The organism is Kribbella sp. NPDC023855 (assembly GCF_040639475.1).
Lineage (GTDB): Bacteria > Actinomycetota > Actinomycetes > Propionibacteriales > Kribbellaceae > Kribbella.
The window spans coordinates 49,800-72,732 of record NZ_JBFAAA010000011.1; the positions used below are offsets into that span (position 1 = coordinate 49,800).

At 69.2% G+C, this 22,933-nt stretch carries 19 protein-coding genes; 12 read left to right on the forward strand and 7 right to left on the reverse strand.

Annotated features, from left to right (window positions below; genetic code table 11):
* The first annotated feature begins 3 nt into the window (after window positions 1–3).
* On the forward strand, window positions 4–1,149 hold the full coding sequence (dgoD, locus tag AB0F51_RS30455) for a galactonate dehydratase (RefSeq protein WP_360285419.1): 1,146 nt from the start codon (window positions 4–6) through the stop codon (window positions 1,147–1,149).
* 81 nt (window positions 1,150–1,230) lie between these two features.
* On the opposite strand, the gene AB0F51_RS30460 is transcribed toward dgoD, so the two are convergent.
* Both AB0F51_RS30460 and AB0F51_RS30465 read right to left on the reverse strand, forming a co-directional pair.
* On the reverse strand, window positions 1,231–1,998 hold the full coding sequence (locus tag AB0F51_RS30460; RefSeq protein ID WP_360285420.1) for an SDR family NAD(P)-dependent oxidoreductase: 768 nt from the start codon (window positions 1,996–1,998) through the stop codon (window positions 1,231–1,233).
* Window positions 1,999–2,111: 113 nt separating this feature from the next.
* The gene (locus AB0F51_RS30465; RefSeq protein ID WP_360285422.1) at window positions 2,112–3,311 is read right to left on the reverse strand and encodes an acyl-CoA dehydrogenase family protein; all 1,200 of its coding nucleotides are present in this window, start codon (window positions 3,309–3,311) and stop codon (window positions 2,112–2,114) included.
* 87 nt (window positions 3,312–3,398) lie between these two features.
* Between AB0F51_RS30465 and AB0F51_RS30470 the strand changes: the two genes are divergently transcribed.
* The 4 genes from AB0F51_RS30470 (at window position 3,399) to AB0F51_RS30485 (ending at window position 7,703) form a co-directional block, all read left to right on the forward strand.
* Window positions 3,399–3,983 (forward strand): TetR/AcrR family transcriptional regulator, encoded by a 585-nt coding sequence (locus tag AB0F51_RS30470; RefSeq protein ID WP_360285424.1) that lies wholly within the window; start codon window positions 3,399–3,401, stop codon window positions 3,981–3,983.
* An 81-nt stretch (window positions 3,984–4,064) separates the two neighbouring features.
* Entirely contained in the window at window positions 4,065–4,982 is a 918-nt protein-coding gene (locus tag AB0F51_RS30475; protein WP_360285425.1) for a S1 family peptidase, read from the forward strand.
* A gap of 40 nt (window positions 4,983–5,022) precedes the next feature.
* Window positions 5,023–6,669, forward strand: coding sequence for an alkaline phosphatase D family protein (locus AB0F51_RS30480; RefSeq protein ID WP_360285426.1), 1,647 nt, complete (start codon window positions 5,023–5,025; stop codon window positions 6,667–6,669).
* Between the two features lie 152 nt (window positions 6,670–6,821).
* Window positions 6,822–7,703 carry a S1 family peptidase gene (locus AB0F51_RS30485; protein ID WP_360285427.1) on the forward strand — a complete coding sequence of 294 codons (882 nt, stop codon included), beginning with the start codon at window positions 6,822–6,824 and terminating at the stop codon, window positions 7,701–7,703.
* A 95-nt stretch (window positions 7,704–7,798) separates the two neighbouring features.
* Here AB0F51_RS30485 and AB0F51_RS30490 read toward each other — a convergent pair whose 3' ends face one another.
* The 3 genes from AB0F51_RS30490 to cysS form a co-directional block, all read right to left on the reverse strand.
* A complete protein-coding gene (locus tag AB0F51_RS30490; protein ID WP_360285428.1) occupies window positions 7,799–9,421 on the reverse strand; it encodes a cellulase family glycosylhydrolase in 1,623 nt (540 codons plus the stop codon).
* A 216-nt stretch (window positions 9,422–9,637) separates the two neighbouring features.
* Window positions 9,638–10,594: a 23S rRNA (guanosine(2251)-2'-O)-methyltransferase RlmB gene (gene rlmB, locus AB0F51_RS30495; RefSeq protein ID WP_360285429.1), complete on the reverse strand. Its 957-nt coding sequence runs from the start codon at window positions 10,592–10,594 to the stop codon at window positions 9,638–9,640.
* A gap of 1 nt (window position 10,595) precedes the next feature.
* Entirely contained in the window at window positions 10,596–12,029 is a 1,434-nt protein-coding gene (cysS, locus tag AB0F51_RS30500; protein ID WP_360285430.1) for a cysteine--tRNA ligase, read from the reverse strand.
* Between the two features lie 107 nt (window positions 12,030–12,136).
* Here cysS and AB0F51_RS30505 point away from each other — a divergent pair, with 107 nt between their 5' ends.
* Together AB0F51_RS30505 and AB0F51_RS30510 are read left to right on the forward strand one after the other, a co-directional pair.
* A complete protein-coding gene (locus tag AB0F51_RS30505; protein ID WP_360285431.1) occupies window positions 12,137–12,691 on the forward strand; it encodes a GNAT family N-acetyltransferase in 555 nt (184 codons plus the stop codon).
* A 100-nt stretch (window positions 12,692–12,791) separates the two neighbouring features.
* Window positions 12,792–14,081, forward strand: coding sequence for a peptidase C39 family protein (locus tag AB0F51_RS30510; protein WP_360285433.1), 1,290 nt, complete (start codon window positions 12,792–12,794; stop codon window positions 14,079–14,081).
* Between the two features lie 68 nt (window positions 14,082–14,149).
* On the opposite strand, the gene AB0F51_RS30515 is transcribed toward AB0F51_RS30510, so the two are convergent.
* Window positions 14,150–15,070: an NAD-dependent epimerase/dehydratase family protein gene (locus AB0F51_RS30515; RefSeq protein ID WP_360285434.1), complete on the reverse strand. Its 921-nt coding sequence runs from the start codon at window positions 15,068–15,070 to the stop codon at window positions 14,150–14,152.
* Window positions 15,071–15,185: 115 nt separating this feature from the next.
* Here AB0F51_RS30515 and AB0F51_RS30520 point away from each other — a divergent pair, with 115 nt between their 5' ends.
* Complete coding sequence (locus tag AB0F51_RS30520; RefSeq protein ID WP_360285436.1) at window positions 15,186–16,118, forward strand: AraC family transcriptional regulator; 933 nt, start codon at window positions 15,186–15,188, stop codon at window positions 16,116–16,118.
* On the opposite strand, the gene AB0F51_RS30525 is transcribed toward AB0F51_RS30520, so the two are convergent.
* The gene (locus AB0F51_RS30525; protein ID WP_360285438.1) at window positions 16,115–17,812 is read right to left on the reverse strand and encodes a DUF2207 domain-containing protein; all 1,698 of its coding nucleotides are present in this window, start codon (window positions 17,810–17,812) and stop codon (window positions 16,115–16,117) included. The genes AB0F51_RS30520 and AB0F51_RS30525 overlap by 4 nt on opposite strands.
* A 155-nt stretch (window positions 17,813–17,967) precedes the next feature.
* Between AB0F51_RS30525 and AB0F51_RS30530 the strand changes: the two genes are divergently transcribed.
* From AB0F51_RS30530 to AB0F51_RS30545, 4 genes are all read left to right on the forward strand, one after another.
* The gene (locus AB0F51_RS30530; RefSeq protein WP_360285440.1) at window positions 17,968–19,215 is read left to right on the forward strand and encodes a neutral zinc metallopeptidase; all 1,248 of its coding nucleotides are present in this window, start codon (window positions 17,968–17,970) and stop codon (window positions 19,213–19,215) included.
* Window positions 19,216–19,868: 653 nt separating this feature from the next.
* Entirely contained in the window at window positions 19,869–21,011 is a 1,143-nt protein-coding gene (locus tag AB0F51_RS30535; RefSeq protein WP_360285441.1) for a neutral zinc metallopeptidase, read from the forward strand.
* A 99-nt stretch (window positions 21,012–21,110) separates the two neighbouring features.
* Complete coding sequence (locus tag AB0F51_RS30540; RefSeq protein WP_360285442.1) at window positions 21,111–21,251, forward strand: hypothetical protein; 141 nt, start codon at window positions 21,111–21,113, stop codon at window positions 21,249–21,251.
* Between the two features lie 9 nt (window positions 21,252–21,260).
* On the forward strand, window positions 21,261–22,874 hold the full coding sequence (locus tag AB0F51_RS30545; RefSeq protein WP_360285444.1) for a neutral zinc metallopeptidase: 1,614 nt from the start codon (window positions 21,261–21,263) through the stop codon (window positions 22,872–22,874).
* Window positions 22,875–22,933 lie beyond the last annotated feature (59 nt).

Here is a 22,933-nt window from a genome sequence, read left to right on the forward strand (position 1 = left end):
CGTGTGAAGATCGTCGGGTACGAGACTTTCCTGGTGGCGCCGCGCTGGCAGTTCCTGCGCATCGACACCGACGAAGGCATCAACGGCTGGGGCGAACCGATCGTCGAGGGCCGGGCGGAAGCTGTCCAGGGCGCCCTCACGGCGCTGATGGAGCAGCTCGTCGGCAGCGATCCGCTCCGGATCGAGGACCACTGGCAGACGCTGGCCAAGGGCGGCTTCTATCGCGGTGGCCCGGTGCTGTCGAGCGCACTGGCCGGGATCGACCAAGCGCTGTGGGACATCAAGGGCCGCTACCACGACATCCCGGTGCACGAGCTGCTCGGCGGTCCGGTGCGTGAGCGCGTCCGGGTCTACACCTGGGTCCACGGCCGCGACAACGCTGAGCTGGTCGACGACGCGCAAACCAAGGCGGGCAAGGGATTCACCGCGATCAAGCTCAACCTGGCCGAGGCGCTGCCGCCGATCCCATCAGCCGCCCAGATCAGCGCGATGGTGTCCCGGGTGGCGGCGCTGCGGCATGCACTGGGTGACGGCGTCGACATCGCCCTCGACTTCCACGGACGATTCAGTACTGCGGCGACGCGGCAGATCTTGCCATTGCTCGAGCCGCTGCTGCCGATGTTCGTCGAGGAGCCGGTGCTGCCCGAGTTCGCCCGGGACCTGCGCCGGGTCACCGAATCGACGAGCATCCCGATCGCGACCGGCGAGCGGCTCTACTCCCGGTGGGACTTCCGCGACGTGCTGACCACCGGCATCGCGGTGGCGCAGCCGGACATCTCGCACGCCGGCGGCATTTCCGAAGTACGCCGGATCGCCGCGATGGCGGAGGCGTACGACGTGGTCGTCGCACCCCACTGCCCGCTCGGCCCGATCACGCTGGCCGCGTCCTTTCAGCTGGACCTGGCCACCCCGAACTTCCTGATCCAGGAGCAGAGCCTCGGCATCGAGTACGGCGGCGGCAACGCGCTGCTCGACCATCTCGTCGACCCGGACGTGTTCAAGTTCGTGGACGGCCACGTCGAGCGGCTGGCCGGCCCAGGCCTGGGCATCGAGGTCAACGAGGACGCAGTACGAGCCGCAGCTGCCGAGCCCCACACCTGGCGCTCTCCGCTGCTACGCCACCCCGACGGCTCCTTCGCTGAGTGGTGAGCCTGGGGTGGGGGCGCTGGGTGAGCTCAGCGATAGGGGTGGGGTGACTCGGCGCCGGGATGGAGCCGACGTCGGGGTGGTTCAGCGTGGGGGCATGCGGAGGGCGCCGTCCAGGCGGATGACCTCGCCGTTGAGGAGTTGGTTGGTGACGATGTGGTCGACCAAGGCGGCGTACTCCGAGGGGCGGCCGAGGCGGGCTGGGTGGGGGACTTGCTGTTCGAGGACCTTGCGGGCTTCCTCGGGGAGGCCGGCCAGCATCGGGGTTTCCATCGTGCCGGGGGCGATCGTGACGACGCGAATGCCCTTGTCGGCAAGGTCGCGCGCGGCCGTCAGGGTCAGGCCGACTATGCCGCCCTTGCTCGACGCGTATGCCGCCTGACCGATCTGGCCGTCGTACGCGGCGATCGACGCGGTCATCACGACGACGCCGCGGTCACCGTCCTCGCCGGGCTCGAGTGCGATCATCCGCTCGGCGGCGAGCCGGAGCACGTTGAAGGTGCCGATCAGGTTGACCTCGATCACCTGCCGGAAAGTTGCCAACGGCAACGGACCTTTGCGGCCGACGACCCGGCCGGGGGTGGCGATGCCTGCGCACGTGACGACCAATCGCAGGTCACCCAGCGACGCCGCCGCATCGAGAGCAGCCGTGACGGCGGCCTCGTCGGTGACGTCGGTCGGCACGAAGACGACCCGCTCCCCCGCCTCGTCGGCGATCGCCTTCCCCGCCGACGAGGGCAGGTCGCAGATCACCACACCGGCACCGGTCGCGGCGAACCGGCGTACGGTCGCCTCCCCGAGCCCGGAGCCACCACCGGTGACCAGCACGACATCGGACGGGCCAAGCTTCATCGAACACTCCTTGGTGGGGGGGTCGCCGGTTGCTCGAGCGCCGGCGGTGTTCAGGTGGGTGCAGCGCAAGGCAGAGGAGGTGCCTCGATGCGGTGTTCATCGTGGCACCTCCTCTAACGCCGCGATGTGCCCGCCTGGGCGCCGCCGGTGCCGAGCAACCGGCGATTCACCCCACGCAGTAAATCGCGGCTGATCACCAAGCGCTGGATCTGGTTGGTGCCCTCGAAGATCTGGGTCACCTTGGCCTCGCGCATGTAGCGCTCGGCCGGGAACTCGCGGGTGTAACCGTAGCCACCGAGCACCTGGACCGCGTCGGTGGTCACCTTCATCGCGGCGTCGGTACAGATCAGCTTGGCGATCGCGGCCTGCTGGGTGAACGGCCGGCCGAGGTCGCGGCGCCGGGCCGCCTGGATGTACGTCGCCCGGGCGGACTCGGTCGCCGCGGCCATGTCGGCGAGCAGGAACTGTAGTCCCTGGAAGTCGGAGATCGGGTGCCCGAACTGCTCCCGGCCCAGCGCGTACGACGCGGCGAGGTCGAGCGCCGCCTGCGCCAGCCCGACCGCGCAGGCCGCGATCCCGAGCCGGCCGGAGTCGAGCGCCGACAGGGCGATCCGCATCCCGTCGCCCTCGTTGCCGATCAGGTTGGCAACGGGCACCCGGACGCCGTCGAAGTTGACCAGCGTCGTGGTGGAGCCGGTCAGCCCCATCTTGCGTTCGGGAGCGCCGAAGCTGAGGCCTTCGACCGAGGCAGGCACATGGAAGGCCGAGATGCCGTGCTTGGGATCGGCCGAGGTCCGCGCGAAGGTGGTGTAGAAGTCGGCGTGCGAGCCGTGGGTGATCCACGACTTGGTGCCGGTCAGCACGTAGTGGTCGCCGTCGCGAACCGCCTTCGTCGTCATCCCGCTGATGTCCGAACCCGCCTGCGGCTCCGACAGCGCGTAGGCGCCCAGCAGGTCGCCGCCGATCATGTCGGGCAGCAGCAGCTCGCGCTGGTCCGGCGTACCGAAGGTGGCGATGGCGTAGCTGGTCATGGTGTGGACGGAGAGGCCGACGCCGACCGACATCCAGGCGGCCGCGATCTCCTCCAGCATCTGCAGGTAGACCTCGTACGGCTGCTCGGCGCCGCCGTACTGCTCGGGGTAGGGCAGGCCCAGCAGGCCGGCCTTGCCGAGGGTGCGGAACGCCTCCCGTGGGAACACCTCGGTTTCCTCGGCCTTGGCGGCGAACGGCGCGAGCTCGTGCTCACACAGGTCGCGGACCAGACCCAGCAGCTCGGTGGACTCCTCGGTCGGGAGCAAGCGATCGACAGCCATCGGACACACTCCTCTCAACAGCTACCGAAACGATACTACGATTGATACTGAAGAACATAGTTCAGTATCGTTCTATGCTGTCTCGATATGACAACAGTCGTCCCTGGGCGCCGCACCCGCAGGCAGTCGGAGTTGCTCGACCGGCTCCTGTCCCTGTTCCTCACCCAAGGCTTCAGCCGATTCACCCTGGACGACCTGGCCGCCGAGCTGCGCTGCAGCAAAACCACCCTGTACGCGCTGGCGCCGAGCAAGGAACAGCTCGCCGTCGAGGTGGTCAAGCACTACTTCAAGAACGCCACCGCGGAGGTCGAGTCGGCGGTCGCCAAGCAGACCCGGCCGGACCGCCGAATCGCGGCGTACCTGAACGCGGTCGCCGACGCGCTGCGGCCGGCCAGCCGGACCTTCCTGGACGACGTCTCGACGTTCGCGCCGGCCCGCTCGGTGTACGAGCGGAACACCCGGATCGCGGCCGACCGGGTCCGCTCGCTGATCGAGGATGGCATCGCCGCCCGGGTCTTCCGGCCGGTCGACATCGGTTTCGCCGCCGAGATGATCGCGCACACCATGCAGGCGATCCAGCGTGGCGACATCGCCCGGCGGACCGGCCTGACCGACGCCGAGGCGTACCGCGAGCTCTCCTCGTTCGTGCTGCACTCACTCCGCCAGGACTAGAACGGGAGCAGGCCGGGAAATCGCTGTCAGCAACCGGTCAATCTCGCGCGGTTGAACCTCTGGCAGTGGAAGGCTGTCCCCATGACGACAGCCCACCTCCGCCGCGCCGTGGCGATGCTGGCCACCGGCACCCTAGCCCTCACCGTCCTCCCCGCCGCCGCCGTTTCTGCCGCCCCCACGGCTGCCCCGACCGCTGCCCCCGCAACCGTCCCCACGCAGCGTGAACCCCGCACCGCGGCTGCCATCACCGCCGCCCTGAACGAAGACGTCAAGATCCCCGGTACGGCCTGGATGACCAAGCCCGACGGCACGATCGTGGTCTCCTACGACTCCACTGTGGTGGGCGGCAAGCTGACCGCGCTGACCAGAGTGACCAAGCAGTTCGGCAACCAGGTCGTGCTGGAGAAGCTCCCTGGCAAGCTGAAGAAGCACCTCGGTGGCGGTGGGGCCATCTACGGTGGCGACTACCGCTGCTCGCTCGGCTTCAACGTCCAGCGCAAGGGGCGGTTCTACTTCCTGACGGCCGGCCACTGCGCCAACGAGGCCGCGAACTGGTACCACGACGCGAACCACACGAACCGGATCGGCACGGTCCACCACTCCAGCTACCCGTGGAACGACTTCGCGCTGGTCCCCTACCGCACGGGTCTCAAGCCCGGTGGCAGCGTGAACCTCTACAACGGCCGCTCCCAGGACATCACCACGGCGATGAACCCGGGCCTCAACCAGCTGGTCTACCGCAGCGGTTCCACCACCGGTCTCCGCAGCGGTCGCGTCACCGGCCTGAACGCCACGGTCAACTACGACGACGGCCGCGTGGCCGGCCTGATCCGGACCAGCGTCTGCGCCGAAAGCGGCGACTCCGGTGGCCCGCTGTTCTACCGCCAGTACGCCTTCGGCCTGACCTCCGGCGGCACCGGCGACTGCAGGTCGGGCGGCGTCACCTACTTCCAGCCGGTGTACGAGGCGCTCAAGCTGTACGGCGTCTCCGTCTACTGATCCGTTCCTGAGCTTGGCCCCGACCGGTAGCGTTTTCTGAATGCAGCTGAAGTTGGGGCCTCTGCTCCGGTACGTCGACGAAACGCGGGCGACCGTCTGGGTGGAGACGACCGAGGCCGGTGAGGTCGAGGTCCTCGGGCACCGCGCCCAGACGTGGTCGGTGCACGGGCACCACTACGCACTCGTGCTGGTCGAAGGACTGCGGCCAGGCAGCGTGACGCCGTACGAGGTGCACCTGGACGGCGCGAAGGTGTGGCCGCTGGACGACAGTCCTTACGGGCCGAGTGTGATCCGGACGCCCCAGGCCGACGGGGCCTTCCGGCTGGCTTTCGGATCGTGCCGGCGGTCCGCGCCGTTCGACGAGCAGGGATTCAAGGATTTCGGGCCGGACGCCCTGGTGGCGCTGGCCGAGCGGATGGCCGCCGGTGACGCCGAGTGGCCCGACGCACTGTTGCTGCTGGGCGATCAGGTCTACGCCGACGACCCGTCGGACGCAGTACTGGAGAAGTTGCGGTCGGCTCACGGTGGCCGGCAGGGGTCCGAGGTCGCCGACGAGATCGGCAACTTCGAGGAGTACACCTGGCTGTACGACGATGCCTGGCTGACGCCGGCAGTCCGGTGGCTGTTCTCGACCGTGCCGCTGTGCATGTTGCTCGACGACCACGATCTGCGCGACGACTGGAACACGTCGCTGACGTGGCGGCGCTGGGTCAGCACACAGCCGTGGTGGCACGACCGAGTGGTCGGCGCCTACGCCTCGTACTGGGTCTACCAGCACCTCGGCAACCTGTCGCCGGAGCAGCTGGACAAGGATCCGACGTACGCCGCGATGCGCGGGCTGGACCACGAGGACGAGCGCAGCTCCTACCTCGACGCCTTCGCCTGGGAGGCCGACGAGGACCCGGCCTCGACCCGGTGGAGTTTCTACCGCGACTTCGGCGCCCGGTCTCGTGGCGTCCGGCTGGTCGCTGTGGACTCTCGCTGCTCCAGGCATCTGGAGCCCGGCGAGCGGGCGATGGTGGACGCACACGAGTGGGAGTGGGTCCGGCGGCACACGGTCGACGCGGTCGAGCCGATCCACCATCTGCTGCTCGCGTCGACCCTGCCGTTCCTGCTGTCGCCCGGACTGCACCACCTCGAGGGCTGGGACGAGGCGATCTCGTCGGGCGCCTGGGGCCGGCCCGGGGCGCGGCTCGGCGAGAAGATCCGGCAGGGCATGGATCTGGAGCACTGGGCCTCGTTCCGCAACTCCTTCGACGATCTGACCGACCTTTTGACCGATCTGGTCCGCTCCGACGATCCGCCGACCTCGATCCTGATGCTGTCCGGCGACGTGCACTGCAGCTACCTGACCGAAGCCGCACTCCGCGACGCCGACCACCCCGGTACTGCGATCCGGCAGCTGACCATGTCGCCGTTCCGCAACCCGGTCGGGCGGCACATCCAGCTCGCCAACAAGCTGCTCGACAGCCGGGTGCTGACGAAGGTGCTGCACCGGCTGGCCCGGTCGGCCCGAGTACCGGACGTCGCGGCGAGCTGGCGGACGGCGTACGGGCCGTGGTTCGACAACGGGGTGATGACGGTGACCGTGGACGGCGACGACGTCGCGGTGGACGTGGATCACGCGGCGGTCGAGCAGGGGCGGCAGGTGCTCGGCTCCACCCTGCACTACCAGATCAGGGCCTGACTTTCGATCTCCCTCACGGAGAGTGCGCGAAGGATTACCCTTACGCTCTGAGTTCGCCCGCGCACTTTATGACAGTTTCAGGTAGAACAGATCACGGTTGAGTCAAGGACGCACCCGCCCCGAGCGCGTCCTCATCGTGAGGAGGCACAACCATGAAACTCCGTCCCATCGTTGCCCTGCTGGCTACCGCCGGTCTGGCCACGACCACCGCCCTGCTCTCCACCCAGGCCAGCGCGGCTCCGGGTCCCGAGTCGATCGCCTCGGCGAGCACCATCACCTCCACCCTGGCCAAGGAAGCATCCATCCCCGGCACCGCCTGGATGACGGATGAGGCCTCCGGCCGGATCATCGTCTCGTACGACGAGACCGTGACCGGCGCCAAGTTCAACGCACTCACCGCGGTCACCAAGCGCTTCGGCAGCCAGGTCACCCTGGAGAAGCTGAACGGCAAACTCAGCAAGCACATCAGCGGCGGCCAGGCCATCTACGGTGGCGGCTACCGGTGCTCGCTGGGCTTCAACGTCCGCAGCGGTACGACGTACTACTTCATCACCGCGGGCCACTGCACCAACGCGGCCGGCACCTGGTACGCCAACTCGTCGCAGACCACCGTGCTCGGCACCCGGACCGGCACCAGCTTCCCGGGCAACGACTACGGCATCGTCCGGTACAGCTCGTCGTACACCAACCACCCCGGCAACGTGTACCTCTACAACGGTTCCTACCAGGACATCACCGCGTCGGGGAACGCGTCGGTCGGCCAGGCAGTCCGTCGCAGCGGTAGCACCACCGGCGTCCGGAGCGGCTCGGTCACCGGCCTCAACGCCACCGTCAACTACGCCGAGGGCACCGTCACCGGCCTGATCCGCACCAACGTCTGCGCCGAGGGCGGCGACTCCGGCGGCCCGCTCTTCGCCGGCAGCATCGCGCTCGGCCTCACCTCCGGCGGCAGCGGCAACTGCTCCTCCGGCGGTACGACGTTCTTCCAGCCCGTCAACGAGGTCCTCAGCCGCTACGGCGTGAGCGTCTACTGATCACCAGCGCCTGCTGATCAACAGACAACAGAACGCCCCCTGCCGGTCGCGGCAGGGGGCGTTCGTCGTTCACCGTGCGGAGATCAGTGCGCGGATCAGGAGGCCGTGCAGGTGAATCCGGTCGGGCTCTGAGCGTCCCCGCCGGGTTTGGTGACCTGGAAGCCGAACGTGGTCTTCGCGCCGGCGGCCAGGTTGCCGTTGTAGGACAGGCTCGTTGCCGTGATCGTGCCGGTGGTCCCGGACAGTGTCGCGCTCCAGGAACCGGCGATCGAGTGACCAGGCGGCAGGGTGAAGGTCACCTTCCAGCCGGTGATCGCCGACGTCCGGGTGTTCGTCACCGTGACCGGCTGTACGACGTACCCGCTGTCCCACCGGCTCTGCACAGTCGACACGGCCGAGCAGCCACCTCCCGGGTCGCCGCCACCGGTGGTCTTGCCCGTCACCACTGCCGAGGGCGCAGAGGTACCGGCGGCGTTCGAGGCCGTGACCCGGTAGCAGTAGGACGTGTCTGCCGTCAGACCGGTGTTGGTGAAGGTCGAGGCGGCAGTGCTGCCAACCTGGCTGAAGGTGCTGTTCGCGGCGCAGGCACCGACGGCCCGCTGCACCTGGTACTGGGTGGCGGCGGAAGAGCCGGTCCACGACAGTGAGACCGAGCTGGACGTAGTACCGGAGACTGCGAGTCCGCCGGGTGCGGCTGGGGCCGTGCCGCCGGGGCCGCAGCCGGAGTACACCGTTGCGCACCGCGAGGTCTCGGAGACGCCGTTCGGTCCCTTGAAGACCCGTTGGCCCCAGGTCGTCAGCTGTGTCGGGTCGAAGGCCACCGTCTGGTCGAGATAGGGCTCCGTGTTGCCGCTGTACGACCAGGCCATCCAGCCGATCCCGCGGGCCTGGGCCTCGGCCATGATGGTGTCCTCGTCGACGTTCTGGCCTTGGTGTTCATGGCCGAACTCGCCGACGATCAGCGGCAGGCCGGCCTGTGCGAACGCGTCGAAGTAGCTCTTGATCGAGGCCGCGGTTCCGTACACCTGGTACATGTGGACGGAGAAGAGCGTGTTCTGCAGCGTGTCGGCGTTCCAGACCGTCTGCGCGTTGTCGCGCATGGTGTTGCTCCAGTCCTGACCCCAGTTCGGCGCATCCACGACGAGCGTGTGCTGGAACCCGAGCGTGCGCATCCGCTGGACGGCGTTGGCAGTGGCGGTCGTCCACTGCCCCGGGTTGGTGTTGCCGATCGGCTCGTTGCCGATGTTGATCAGGACGTAGGCCTCCTGGCCGACCAGCACCTCGCGGATGCTGTTCCAGTACGTGACGGCCTGGTCCAGCGTTGCCGCGGCAGCGTCCTCGCCGTACCCGGTCGTGTCGTGCGCCTCCAGCACGCAGACCAAGCGATTCGCCTTGCACATGCTGATCACGTTGGCGACGTCGGCGGCAGGGCTCGGACCCCAGCGCTGGCCGCTGCCGAGCACCACGCGGACGGTGTTGGCGCCCAGACCTGCGATCTCGGCGTACGACCCGGTCTCACCCTGGTACCAGACGTGCGGGTGGCTGGTGCCGCGCATGACGAACGGGGTGCCGTTGGCGTCCAGCAGGTTCCGGCCGCTGATGTGGAAGCCCGGCGCCGGGGCGGCGGGCTCAGCGCCGGCCGGGGTGGACGGCATCAGCGTGAGCAGCGAGAGGATGAGTGCTGGGAGCGCTCCCAGCGACAGTAATCGGAGCTTCATGTTCGATCCTTCGGGGAATGCGGGCGCGAGCGACCGATCGCGCCGCGGGGCGGATACAACTGGCCGCGCTCGGAACCGGCTGCCGGTGACTCCGCGCGCGGACCCGAGAACTCAGAGTGGCACTTACCCGGTTAAGTGACAAGAGTTCGCGACCGCCGGCAGCAACGAAACGCCCCCTGCCAGTGATGGCAGAGGGCGTTCGGCGTGGTGCTGGAATCAGCCGCGGCGGCGGGAGATTTCGTAGAGGGCTACGCCGGTGGCGATACCGGCGTTGAGGGACTCGGTGGCCGTCGTCATCGGGATGGAGACGATCAGGTCGCAGTTCTCCCGGACCAGGCGGGCCAGGCCTTTGCCCTCGCTGCCGACGACCAGGACGATCGGCTCGGTGGCGGCCTCCAGGTCGGGGAGCTCCACCTCGCCGCCCATGTCGAGGCCGATGATCATCAGGCCGGCGTCCTTGTAGGACTTCAGCGCGCGGTTCAGGTTGGTCGCGCGGGCGACCGGGATCCGGGCCGCGGCACCGGCCGAGGTCTTCCACGCCGACGCGGTCATCGACGCCGTACGCCGCTCCGGCACCAGCACGCCGTGCGCCCCGAAGGCCGCAGCCGAACGGGTGATGGCGCCCAGGTTGCGCGGGTCGGTGACGCCGTCGAGCGCGACGATCAGCGGCACCTGGCCGGCGTCGTGCGCACGGGACAGCAGGTCGTCCGGGTGGGCGTACTCGTACGGCGGGATCTGCACCGCGAGGCCCTGGTGGGCGCCGTGGCTGGTCAGCCGGTCCATCTCGGTCCGCGGCACCTCGAGCAGGGAGATGCCGTGCTCGGTGGCGATCAGCAGCGCCTCGCGCAGCCGGGCGTCACGTTCGGTGCCTTCGGCAACATAAAGCGCGCTGACCGGAACGCCCGCGCGCAACGCCTCGACCACCGGGTTGCGGCCGTAGACCCACTCGACGGTCGCCTCGGTGTCCTTGCGGTCCGGCCGGCGGCTGCCGCGCTTCTCGGCGCGTTCCTTGGCCTTCGCCCGTTTGTGCGCGGGGTGCTTGGTGCGGTCCACCGCCTTCGGCGTCGGGCCCTTGCCCTCCAGGCCGCGGCGGACCCGGCCACCGGAACCGGCGGTCGGGTTGCCCCGGGGCTTCTTGCGGATGGCGCCCTTGCGCTGACTACTGCCTGGCACTTCAGTTTCCTTCGGTCGGTTCGGGCCCGGCGATCGTCCAGCGGGCACCCTGTGGGGTGTCCTCGACGACGACGCCGAGCGCCTTGAGCCGGTCGCGGATCTCGTCCGACGCGGCATAGTCCTTGCGTTCACGGGCGGCCTGCCGCTGGTCCAGCAGCGCCTTCACCAGGCCGTCGACGACCTCGGTGAGCTCTTCGGTGCCGCCGGCCCGGGAGGCCCACGGCTCGGCCAGCGGGTCCAGCCCGAGTACACCGAGCATCGCCCGGACGGCGGCCAGATTCTCTTGCAGGGCAGCCGAATCGCCGTCGGCGACCAGCTTGTTGCCGTCCCGCACGGTGTTGTGCAGTACGGCGATCGCGGCCGGCGTGCCGAGGTCGTCGTCCATCGCGGCGACGAACGCCTCCGGCAGTGCGGCCGCCGGCTCGACGCCACCGGTCACCTCGGTCGCCCGGCCGACGTAGCCCTCGATGCGCTGGAAACCCGTCGCGGCCTCCTCGAGCGCGGCCATCGAGAACTCAACCACCGAGCGGTAGTGCGAGCTGACCAGGTAGTACCGCAACTCGATCGGGCGGACCTGCTCGACGACGTTGCGCACGATGGCGCCGTTGCCGAGCGACTTCGACATCTTCTCGCCGGCCGCCGTGACGAGCGCGCTGTGCATCCAGAACCGGGCGAACGTCTGCCCGACCGCCTTCGACTGGGCCAGCTCGTTCTCGTGGTGCGGGAAGCGCAGGTCGAGACCGCCACCGTGGATGTCGAACTCGACGCCCAGGTACTTACCCGCCATCGCGGAGCACTCCAGGTGCCAGCCCGGACGGCCGGCGCCCCAGGGAGCCGGCCAGGAGGCGGTCCGCGGCGTACCGTCGGTGTAGCCCTTCCAGAGGGCGAAGTCGCGGGGGTCGCGCTTGCCGCGCGGGTCCGCGTCCTCGGCGGCCTCCATGTCGTCGATCCGCTGGTTCGACAGTTCGCCGTAGGCCGGCCACGACTTCACGTCGAAGTACACGTCGCCGGAGCCGTCGGGTGCGACGTACGCGTGCCCGCGCTCGATCAGCTCGCTGATCATCACCAGCATCTCCGGGATGTGCCCGGTGGCGCGCGGCTCGTACGTCGGCGGACGGCAGCCCAGTACGTCGTACGCCCAGTGCAGTTCGCGCTCGAACTCGTAGGCGTGCGCCCACCACGGCACCTGCCGCTCGGCCGACTTGGCCAGGATCTTGTCGTCGATGTCGGTGACGTTCGCGATCACGGTGACCTCGTACCCGGAGCGCTCGAGCCAGCGCCGGAGGACGTCGAACACGATCTCCTTGTAGATGTGCCCGACGTGCGGGGCACCCTGCACCGTCAGCCCACAGTGGTAGATCCCGACCTTGCCCGGTTGGACCGGTTCGAAATCCCTCACTGCTGCTGTCGCGGTGTCGTACAAGCGAAGTGTCACCAATCAAGGGTAACGGTGATTCAGCACTGCTCTTGACAATTCTCCACAGGCGGGCTTGCGCTCACCGACGGCAAAATCGGGTTGCGGCGGGTCCCTAGGCTCGACCAGTGACCATTTCCCTGCCGATCGAGACCGACCGCCTGACCCTTCGCCGCTACCTCGAGACCGACTACGACGACCTGCTGAAGCTGCAGTCCAGCCCTGAGGTCACCCGGTTCCTGCTGTACGAACCGAAGACGCCGGAGCAGGTCAAGGAGTCCCTGGCCGGCCGGCTGGCCGACGTACCGCTGGACACCGACGGCCAGGCGCTCACCCTCGCGGTGATCGAGCGGGAGACCGGCCGGCACACGGGCGAGGTCACCCTGTTCATGAACAGCGCGGCGCAGCGCACCGGGGAGATCGGGTTCGTCTTCCATCCCGACTTCCACGGCCGCGGGTACGCCGCCGAGTCGTCGGTCGAGCTGCTCCGGATCGGCTTCGAGGAGCTCGGCTGGCACCGGATCATCGGCCGGCTGGACGCCCGCAACGGCGGCTCGGCCGCGCTGCTCAAGCGGCTCGGGATGCGCCAGGAGGCGCACTTCGTCCGCAACGAGTTCCTCAAGGGCGAGTGGACCGACGAACTGGTCTTCGCGATCCTCGCCGAGGAGTGGAAAGCCCGCTGATGCCGCCGGGTGATGGCTCGGTTACTAATTAACCAAGGCTCGACACATCGCGGCACGCGTTCACCGCGACAGCGGGGACGAGCGGGTCTACCGTCGGAACATGACTGCCGCCCGTCCCCTCGCCGCCCTGATCAGCGGCGTCGTCGTGCTGAGCCTCGCGACCGTCCCGAGTGAGGCCACGAAAGTTCCTCAGCGCAGCGACATCACCTACCAGACGTGGACGTCGTCCGCCGACTTCCTCTCCGGCACCCCGGCCGGCACCACCGTCACCGGTGACAGCCTGACCTTCGGCACCGCCACCGGCACCACCTCGTACGTCGATCCGTTCGGCGACGGCTCCGCGAAGAGCTACGACCGGACGAGCTGGACGTCCCCGCTCGTGCCGACCAGCTACGGCCTGACCGAGCTGATCGCTTCGTGGAACGCCACCACTCCGCCCGGCACCTGGGTGGAGGTCGCGATGGCCGGCCGCACGGACCTCGGCGCGACCACCAAGTGGTACGTGCTCGGCCGCTGGAGCGGTGGAGACGACACCTCGGCCGGCGACATCCACCGCACCTCGGTACCGAGCCAGGGCGACACCAATGGTTCCGTTGCCGTCGACACCTTCGTAGCGGCGACCGGTCGCAGCCTGAGCAGCTGGCAACTGAAGGTCTCCCTGTACCGGCTCTCTGGGACAACCCAGAGTCCAGTAGTCAGATCGGTCGGGGCCATGGCGTCGCGGCTGCCCAGTGTGAAGAAGGTCCCCGTCAGCCCACCCGGTGGAGCCGCAGGGCAGGTGCTCGACGTACCGACGTACTCGCAGGAGACCCACATCGGCCACTACCCGCAGTGGGACGGTGGTGGTGAAGCCTGGTGCTCTGCCACCTCTACGGCCATGGTGCTCGACTACTACGGCGCCGGCCCGACTGCAGCCGAGACAGCCTGGGTCGATCCCGCAGACGCCGACCCACAGGTCGACCACGCGGCCCGCTCGGTCTTCGACTACGCCTACGACGGCGCCGGCAACTGGCCCTTCAACACCGCGTACGCCGGTACGCGCGGCCTGGACGCGTTCGTCACCCGGTTGGGGTCGCTCACCGAGGCCGAGCAGTTCATCAAGGCCGGTATCCCGTTGATCGCCTCACTCTCCTTCAAGAAGGGCGATCTCCCCGGCGCGGGCTACGGCACCAACGGCCACCTGATGGTCATCGTGGGCTTCGATGCCGCCGGCAACGTGGTCGTCAACGACCCGGCCTCTCACCTGATCGCGTCGAACGACCAGGTCCGCACCACCTACGACCGCGAGGCCTTCGAGAACGCCTGGGTTCCCCACTCGGGCGGTCTGGTCTACGTGATCCACCGAGCCGACCAGCCGTTGCCGGCGAGGACCGGCCAGACCCACTGGTAGTTCCCCCACAAACAGGAACCGCCCGTGTGCCGGGGGCGGCGTACGGGCGGTTCCGTCGTTCTTCTCAGCTAGCTCGCGAGCGCTTTGGCCGTCTCGGTGAGGACCTCGTCGAGCGGGGTGGCGCTGACGCCGAGGACTCGCTCGGTGTGGGTCGAGTCGAGCACGTGAGGCTCCTGGTCGAGGTACTGCATCTCGATGAGTTCGGCCATGATCGAGTCGGTCTCGGCCAGCTTGCTGAGCTCCTCGGCCGACATGGCCACCAACTGCGGCTCAGGTGCTCCGGCAATCTCCGCGAGGCGGCTCGTCAGGTCGCGGACCGGGAGCGTCGAGGTGGAGGGCGCATGCCAGACCTGCCCCCACACACCGTCGTACCGGCTGGCGGCGACCAGTGTGCGGGCGGCGTCCTCCACATAGGTCCAACTGTGGGCCACGTCCAGGTTGCCCGGATACGCAGCCCGCTGTCCGGTCAGCAGGCCCGGCAGTACGACGAGGTTGAAGACGGAGAGCGTGTCGACGCCGAGGAAGTCTGAGGCCCGGACCTCCGTACCCCGAACCCGGCCCGCTTGGTGAGCCTCGAGGACATCGGTCCACATCTGGGCGCGAACCCGGCCTTTCACGGTGGTCGGCGCCATCGGCAACGACTCCGTCATCGGCCCGGCAACCGGGCCGTATGGATAGGTGTTGCTCAGTACGACGTACCCGGCGCCGGTGCGTTCGGCCGTGGTCAGCAGCGCGGCCGCGAGCGGTGGCCAGTCGGTGGGCCACCGGTCGTACTGCGGCATGGCGCAGTTGAACAGAGTGGTGGCGCCCGCGGTGAGTTCGGTCAGCCGGTCGGCATCGTTGGCATCGGCGGCAACGACTTCCACCCCGGGATGACCCGAGGCGGTGCCGCGGCGAGACACCAGACGGACCTGCTCACCCGCTTCCGCCAACTGGCGAGCGACTGCCCGGCCGGTGCCACCGGCACCTACGACAACGGAAAACGACATGTGGATCCTCCAGCATTGATTTGTCCGGAACTCCACGCTAGGGAGCGGGGCCGCGTTCCGGACATGGCTACAACGCTGGAACTCATATCCAGCCGTCTGAGTTACAGTGACGATTGTGGATGTATTGAGCGACGTCCTGACCGCGCTGCGGACCGGCCGTCCGCACGCCGCGCGGACCCAGGCCGAGGCGCCGTGGGGAGTCCGCTTCCCAGCTGGTGAGGGCGCCGGGTGCCACGTCGTCATCGAGGGGTCCTGCTGGCTGCTCCCCGCGAAGGGCGAACCGATCCGGCTCACCGCCGGCGACGTCGTTTTTGTGCCGCACGGGACCGGCTACGCGCTGGCAGACCAACCGGACAGTCCATTGGTCGATTTCCGGCTCGACGATGTCGACGACGCCGCGCCTGTCGACGTCATGACGATCGAGGGCGCCGGTTCATCGACCTCTCTGCTCTGCGCCGCGTACTACTTCGACCGCGCGAACAGCCACCCGCTACTCGACGAACTGCCCGAAGTGATCCACCTACCGCTGCGGGTCGGCGGACATACCTCGCTGCGTGGCGCGATCGAACTGCTCGGCGCCGAGCTGAGCCGGCCGCGAGCCGGGACTTCCACCATCTTGTCCGGGCTGGTCGACATGCTGTTGCTGTTCGTCCTGCGGGCCTGGTTCGACGAACAGGCCGGAAACCCGGCCAGCGGCTGGGCCGGCGCTCTTGGCGATCCGGCGATCATGGCCGCGCTGCGCGGTATCCACGGCCGGCCCGACCACCCGTGGACTGTCGAGGAACTGGCCGCGCTGTCAGGACTGTCCAGGGCCAGCTTCGCGAAGCGATTCACCGACGTCGTCGGCCGGCCTCCGATGGCCTACCTGACCTGGTGGCGGATGACTCTGGCCGCCCGCCGGCTCCGCGATTCCGACGCACCCTTGCGCGCCATCGCCGGCCAAACCGGCTACGCCACCGAGTTCGCGCTAGCGAAAGCCTTCAAACGTGCGTACGGCGTTGCTCCCGGCCAGTATCGCCGGGAGCACCTCACCACTCTTCCCGGTTAGCGGGTGAAGAGCGCGCCCGTCAGGTTGGTCGTCAGGTTGCGCAGGGAGTCGGGCAGGTACTGGAGGTGCCAGCCACGCGGGCCGCGGTACCAGTGGAAGCCTTCGTCCTCTTCCTCGTTGGTGTCGGTCGCGACCAGGGCGTCGATCCAGCGCTCGGAGCCGCCCAGGACAACGGCGTACGGGAGAGCGCGGGAGCAGAGCTCGGCGTGCTGGTCGGACGGCAGTTCGCTGACGTCCATCTCCAGGAGCTCGCCGCGGATAGCCGCGACCTGGCCGAGCACGCGACCGGCGGCCGGTGCCTTCGCGGGCATGTGGCGCCCGATGACGAGCAGGCCTACGCCGACCGCGGTGACCGCGAGACCGAGCAGACCCCAGGTCGAGAGCAGGGCCAGCGCGACGGTCAGGACGACACCGAGTGCGGTGACCGCGATGCCGATGGTTGCCCACAGGGACCGGGTGCGGTCCGGGCGCTCGGTGAACCAGCCGCGCTTGACGACACCGTCGTACAGGGCGTCCTGGACCAGGCCGAGGTTCGCGCGGACCTGGCGGCCGAGCTCGGAGACGAGCACCGTGTCGTTGTCGCCGAAGATCGCGCGGATCAGGACGTTCTCGTAGCGCTGGAGCTCCTCGGCCGGCGCGTTCGCGACCCGGCGCAGCTCCCAGTCCGGCCGGGCGAACTCGGTCTCGTGCTCGAGCTCGGTGATCGTCAGGTGACCGCGCACGGCCAGGTCGATGATGGTGGCGGTGACGTCGACCGGGTCGATCCGCTCGTCGATCAGCGTGCCCACCTCACCGGGCCGCAGGTCGGCCGGCGGGGTGAAGTCGATCCGGGTGTCCTGGCCGAGGCTGAACAGCGACGCCGGTACGACGCGGCGCGGGTCGACCTGGTCGCGGCCTCGCAACCGGTACAGGATCGCCAGCGCGAGCGCGCCGAGCAGCAGCACCGCGAGCGCGGTGATCAGCTGGGCGGTGTCGGTCGAGAAGGCGCGCTTGAACGTCTTGCGGTACTCGACGATCGAGTTGGCGGCGATGACGTCCTTCGGGAAGCCGACCGTCATCCGGACCGTGTTGCCCGGCGGCAGGCCCTGCTGCTTGAAGGTCGGACCGGCCGTCTCGCCGAGCTGCGCCAGCGTGCACGGGGTGTTGCTGTCGATCGCGCCGGCGAAGCAGGAGACGTGCGTCACCTCGGGCGTGCTGAAGACGATGTTGGCGTCCTGGACCGTCAGGCTCAGCCCGGTCAGCGGCGAGAACCGCACCTCGGTGCCGTTCAGGGTGTTCACCACCGCGCCCTTGACCGTGTAGGTGAACTCGAGCACGGTGTCCCCGGACAGGTCGGCCACGGCGATCGAGCTGATGTCGCCGTTGACGCTGAGCTCTTTGTTCTTCTCGGTCCCGGCGGACTTGACCACCAGGTCCTCGATCTTCTGCACGTGGTCGACGTCGTCGGGCAGGTGGTCACGCGTGACGACGAACCGGGTGAAGGTCCCGGTCACGTTGCTCAGCTTCCAGGTCTCGGCGACCTTCAGCGAGCCGTCCTTCTCCACCCGGACGGTGCTGTCGAAGTTGGTCACGACCGGGTCGGCGGTCGCCGAACGGCCGGCCTGACCACTCTGGTCGGTCGCGCCGGCCGGTACGCCGGTCAGGGCCAGAAAACCGAGGGCACACAGAGATACCCCGAGCAGACGTCTACGCATCGCCCAATCACACCGTATCGAGAGGGTCAGCCCTGCGACCGGTCGGCCGGGGCGGGTGGAACTTCAGTCGACTTGCAGACCGCACCATACCGTGACCCCGTAGGCTGACGCGGCGGCCGCGGTGAATCGCCGGCCGACCCGCTTAGGAGCCACAGTTGTCGAACCAGCAGTGGGGCCCGCTGCCCGGCCAGCCACCGCAGTACCCGCCACCCCAGCAACCCTGGGGCGCCCCTGCCCCCACCGGCCAGTACTCCGGTCCGCCTGGCCAGTACCCCGGTCCGGCTGGCTCGTACTCCGGTCCGTCTGGGCCGTACTCCGGTCCGCCTGGGCCGCCCGGTCCGCCCGCGCCTCCGCAGTACTGGGGGCCGCAGCACCAGCAGCCGTTCGGGTGGGGACAGTTGCCGCCGCCACCTAAGAAGAAGCGTGGTGTGGCGGTGGTTTTCGGCATTCTCGGTGGTCTGCTCGTGCTGGGCGTAGCCGGCGTGGCGATCGCCTCGTACGTGCAGAAGAACGACGAGCCGACTGTCACCCGACCCGCGGTCGTGCCGACGACAGAAGGCCCGGGACCTTTCCCGACGCCCACCAAGGCGACCCTGCCGACGGCTGTTCCGACCGCGACGGCAACCACTCGGCGGCCGACGGTTCCGGTCCCCACGCGGACCACGCCTCCACCCAAGCCGCAGCTGACCGCCAACCAGGTCGTGACGGCGAACCGTCTCTACAAGACAGGTGCGCAACGCGCGGTGGGATGCCGGGAGTCGAAGGGCGGCCTGGCCACGGCATCGAAGGCATCGGCGTACTACCGAACGATCAAGCTGTGCCTGGATCGCGCCTGGCCGCGGCATGTCGTTGCTGCGGGCTACGAGTTCCGTACACCCGGCATGCTCGTGTTCGCCGGTCGCGCCACGTCGCCCTGTGGGAGCACTACGGACGGCAGGTCCTTCTACTGCCCGTCCAACCATGTGATCTACATGGAGGTCTCCGGCGACATGAGGGCCTATCGGCAGCTCCCGACTTTCGGCAGGGCCCTCGCCACGCACACCGTGGCGCACGAGTACGGCCATGCCGTCCAGGGCATGACGCGGATCCTGAGGGCGAACTATGCGCTGCAGTACGACGTGTCGGGCGCGAAGAAGCTGGAGCTGAACCGGCGGATGGAGCTGCAGGCGTCGTGTCTGGGGGATGTCTTCCTCGGGACGAACAAAGGCAGCTATGGGCTGAACGGTCAGCTGTATGCGCAGTGGCTCTACATCGTGAACTACAGCGGGGATGAGAACGCCCGAGGTGGGCCGCGGGACCACGGCAGCAGGGCCAGCCATGGCTACTGGGCCAGGCGAGGATTCGCTGCCCGGAACCCAGCCTTCTGCAACACCTTCGTCGCCCCGGCCAACAAGGTGAGCTAACCGGCTGCCTGACTAGCTGACGGGCCGGCTGGCTGGCCGGCTGGCTGGGCAGCTGACTGGGCAGCTGACTGGGCAGCTGACTGGGCGGCTGGCTGGGCAGCTGACTGGCCGACCGGCTGGCAGCCGATTGGGCGGCCGGCCGGGCAGCCGATTGGCCGGCTGGCTGGGCAGCTGAGTGGGCGGCCGGCTGGGCAGTTGATGGGTCGGCTGGCTGAGCCCGCGCTCGGCTAACGTCAGTCCTCGTGTCCAACCAGTGGCCCCCTGCGCAGCCCCCGCACCAGCCCCCGCCCGGCCAGTCTGGACCCGGCGGCCAGTGGGGTGCCGCACCGCCACCACCCGCACAAGGCGGATGGGGCCCAGCGCAACCGCCAGCCGGTCAAGGCGGGTCGGGCGCAGCGCCGCCGCCCGGGCAAGGTAGGTGGGGCCAAGCACAGGCGCCAGCCGGTCACGGCGGGTCGGGCGCAGCGCCGCCGCCCGGGCAAGGTGGGTGGGGCCCAGCGCAGGCGCCGGCCGGGCAAGGCGGGTCGGGCGCAGCGCCGCCGCCTGGGCAGGGTGGGTGGGGTGCAGCGCCGCCGCCTGGGCAAGGTGGATGGGGCCCGATGCAGCCGCCTGCCGGGCAAGGGGGGTGGCAGCCGGCGCAGTACAGCGGAGGTATGCCGCCTGGTGGGCTGCCGCACGGGATGGGCTGGGGCGCACCGCAGTTCGGCGGGCCCGGCGGTCCCGGTCCTGGTGGGCCCGGCGGGTTTGGTGGGCCTGGGCGGATGCCGCCGCGGAAGAAGGGTGGGGCGGGGAAGATCCTCCTGATCGTCGGTGGGCTGATGCTCCTCGTAGTCGTCGGGCTGGTGGCGCTCTCCGCCTCGCTCAAGGATCGGGAGCACTCCTACACCTCGCCGTACCCGACGAGCAGCTACAGCCCGACGACCGGTCCGTCCGAGAAGCCGTCGGCGGAGCCGCCCACGAGCAGCCCGACCAAGCCCGTCGTGAGCGTGCCGCCCCGCACCAAGCCGACCGCGACCAGGCCGACCGCGCCCCGGAGTACCTACAAGCCGACCAAGAAGCCGAAGCACGAGCCGACCGACCTCGACATGGTCGCCCGGAACCGGCTCTACAAGGCCGGCGTGATGGCCTCGGTGAACTGCCGGGAGTCCAGCGCCCGCCCGGCCACCGTGACCGGCGCCAGCGCCAACTACGCGAACCTGGTCAAGTGCCTGAACCGCTCCTGGCCCGCCTTGATCGCCAAGGGTGGCTCCCGGTTCCGGCCGCCGACGGTGTTGTCGTTCTCGGGCTACGTCAGTACTCCGTGCGGCACCAAGTCCGACGACGGGCCGCCGTTCTACTGCTCCATCAACGAGACCATCTACATGAACCTGCGCGAGGACATCGGCAACTACAACGCCAACTCGCAGAACTACGCCCGGGTGTTCGCCCGGATGTGGATGCTGCACCAGTTCGCCCACGAGTACGGCCACCACGTGCAGCAGATGACCGGCATCCTCCGTGCCTATTACAACCTGCGCTACGAGGCGCCGACCCAGGCGCTCGAGCTGCAGTACAGCCGCCGGCTCGAGCTGCAGGCGTCCTGCTTCAGCGACATCTTCATCGCCTCGAACAAGCGCAGCTACCCGGTCAGCGGCGAGTCGCTGCGGCAGTGGAGGTGGCTGATCGGCAACACCATCGACCCGAAGCGCGACCACGGCAACAAGGCCAACCACAAGTACTGGGCCCTCAAGGGCTTCAACGGGCGCGGCCCGGCGGCCTGTAACACCTTCGTGGTCTCCCCGCCGCGGGTGTCATAGACCACTCCGCTGGATCGGCGGGGAGACGGATAGCGGTCTTCATGGTTAGCCTGGTCCCCCGGATCACGCCGTGTGTGTCCCGGGGGGATGAGGAAGACCGTGTCTGACCACGCTTGGAGCGAGCCACCAGGGCCGCCTCCACCGGCTGCGCCTGTACTGCGTCCGTACTGGGCCGGTCCCGGCTTCACCCTGCTCGACCGCTGCACCACGTTCCCGGCTCCGGCCGGCCAGGTTTCGTGAGGAGTATCGATGTCGGACAACTGGAATCCACCCCCTGGGCGGAACCCGAACGAGCCGGAGCCGGAGGCTGACCAGCCCACCGACGAGCCGGCCCCCGGGCCCGCGCGCCGGGGTGGCCAGTCGCCCCTGTGGTGGACCGAATCCACCAAGAAGCAAAAGGAGTACCTGCAACCAGCTCCTCCTGGCGAGAAGACCCCACTGGTCCCCCCACCCAACCAACCCAACCTCACCTGGAACCTCCCGCCCTACTCCCAACCCACCACCCCCCGCCCGGCCACCGGCCCAGCCCGCCCAACCAACACCCCAGCCGGCCCCGCCCAGAGCGGTTCCGGGCATGGCGGACCTGCGCAGGCCGGTCCGGGACAAGGCGGACCCGCAGAGGGTGGATCTGGGCAGGGCGGCCCTGCCGACCGCGCCGCAGGCCCGGCCTCCGGCGGACGCCCCGTCGCCCGCCACGCCGGCCCGCCACCGAGCGGCCGTACGCCTGCCAGTGGAGCCGCCGCGGGCGGCGGCGCTGGTGTGGCTGCTGGTTGGTCGGCGACTGGTGGTCAGAGCGGAGCTCCCGCCGGCGTGGCTGCTGGTGGGTGGGTTGCGGGTGGTCAGGGTGGGGCTCCTGCGGGTGGGGGGCAGCCGCCGACTTGGCAGTATCCGCCTATTCCTATTCCGCAGCCGCCGGGTCCCGGCCGGCGGCGGAAGCCTCGGCGTACGCCCAAGGCGTTGCTGATCGGGCTCGTCGTGCTCGCCGTGCTCGTGGTCGGTACGGGCGTCACCCTGCTCGTGCGCGGCGGAGGCGACGACAAGGTGCCCGCCTCGGTGGACAGCCCGACCGCGGCACCTTCGGAGACGCCGTCAGCCACCCCCTCCGAAACCCCGTCGGTCACGCCGTCGACTCCCGCTCCGCCGACGGTCGACGAGATCGTCACCACCAGCCGCCTCTACACGGTCGGCGCCCTCAGCCCCACCCAGTGCCTGGAGCCGAAGGCGATCCCGTCCACGTACGCCGGCGCCAAGGCGTACTACGGCCTGATCCTGCCCTGCATGAACCGCACCTGGTGGCTGGCGATGAAGAAGGCCAGCCTCCCGTACCGCGCACCGAAGCTGGTCCTGTTCGCAGGTCCACTGACGACCGCCTGCGGTCGCGAGAGGGGCACCCGCGCCTTCTACTGCGGCAAGGACGAGACCATCTACATGCCGCACGCGCTCGGGGTCGCGTACTACAAGCGCAACCCGGTCTCCGGCCGCGTCTGGATGATGACCACGCTCGCCCACGAGTACGGCCATCACGTGCAGAAGCTGTCCGGCATCTACGCCGCCTCGCTCGCCCGGCAGGTGGACGCGACCGCCCCGGCGGACAAGCTGGCAGAGAGCCGTCGGCGTGAGCTGCAGGCGTCCTGCTTCGGCTCGGCGTACCTGGGTGCCGCAGGCCCCTACATCCCGCTGCGCGGTCCGCTGCTGGACACCTGGAAGGTCCTTGTCGCCAACACCGGCGACGACGCCGCCCGGCCCCGGACCTACGATCGCGGCAACCGGGTGAACAACACCTTCTGGTCGTTCCGCGGCTTCAACACCAAGAGCCCGAACGTGTGCAACACCTTCGTCGCCAAGCCCGCTCAAACCGGCTGACATTCAGTACGGCGAAAGGCCCGGGACCCCCGTAGTACAAGGGATCCCGGGCCTTTTCC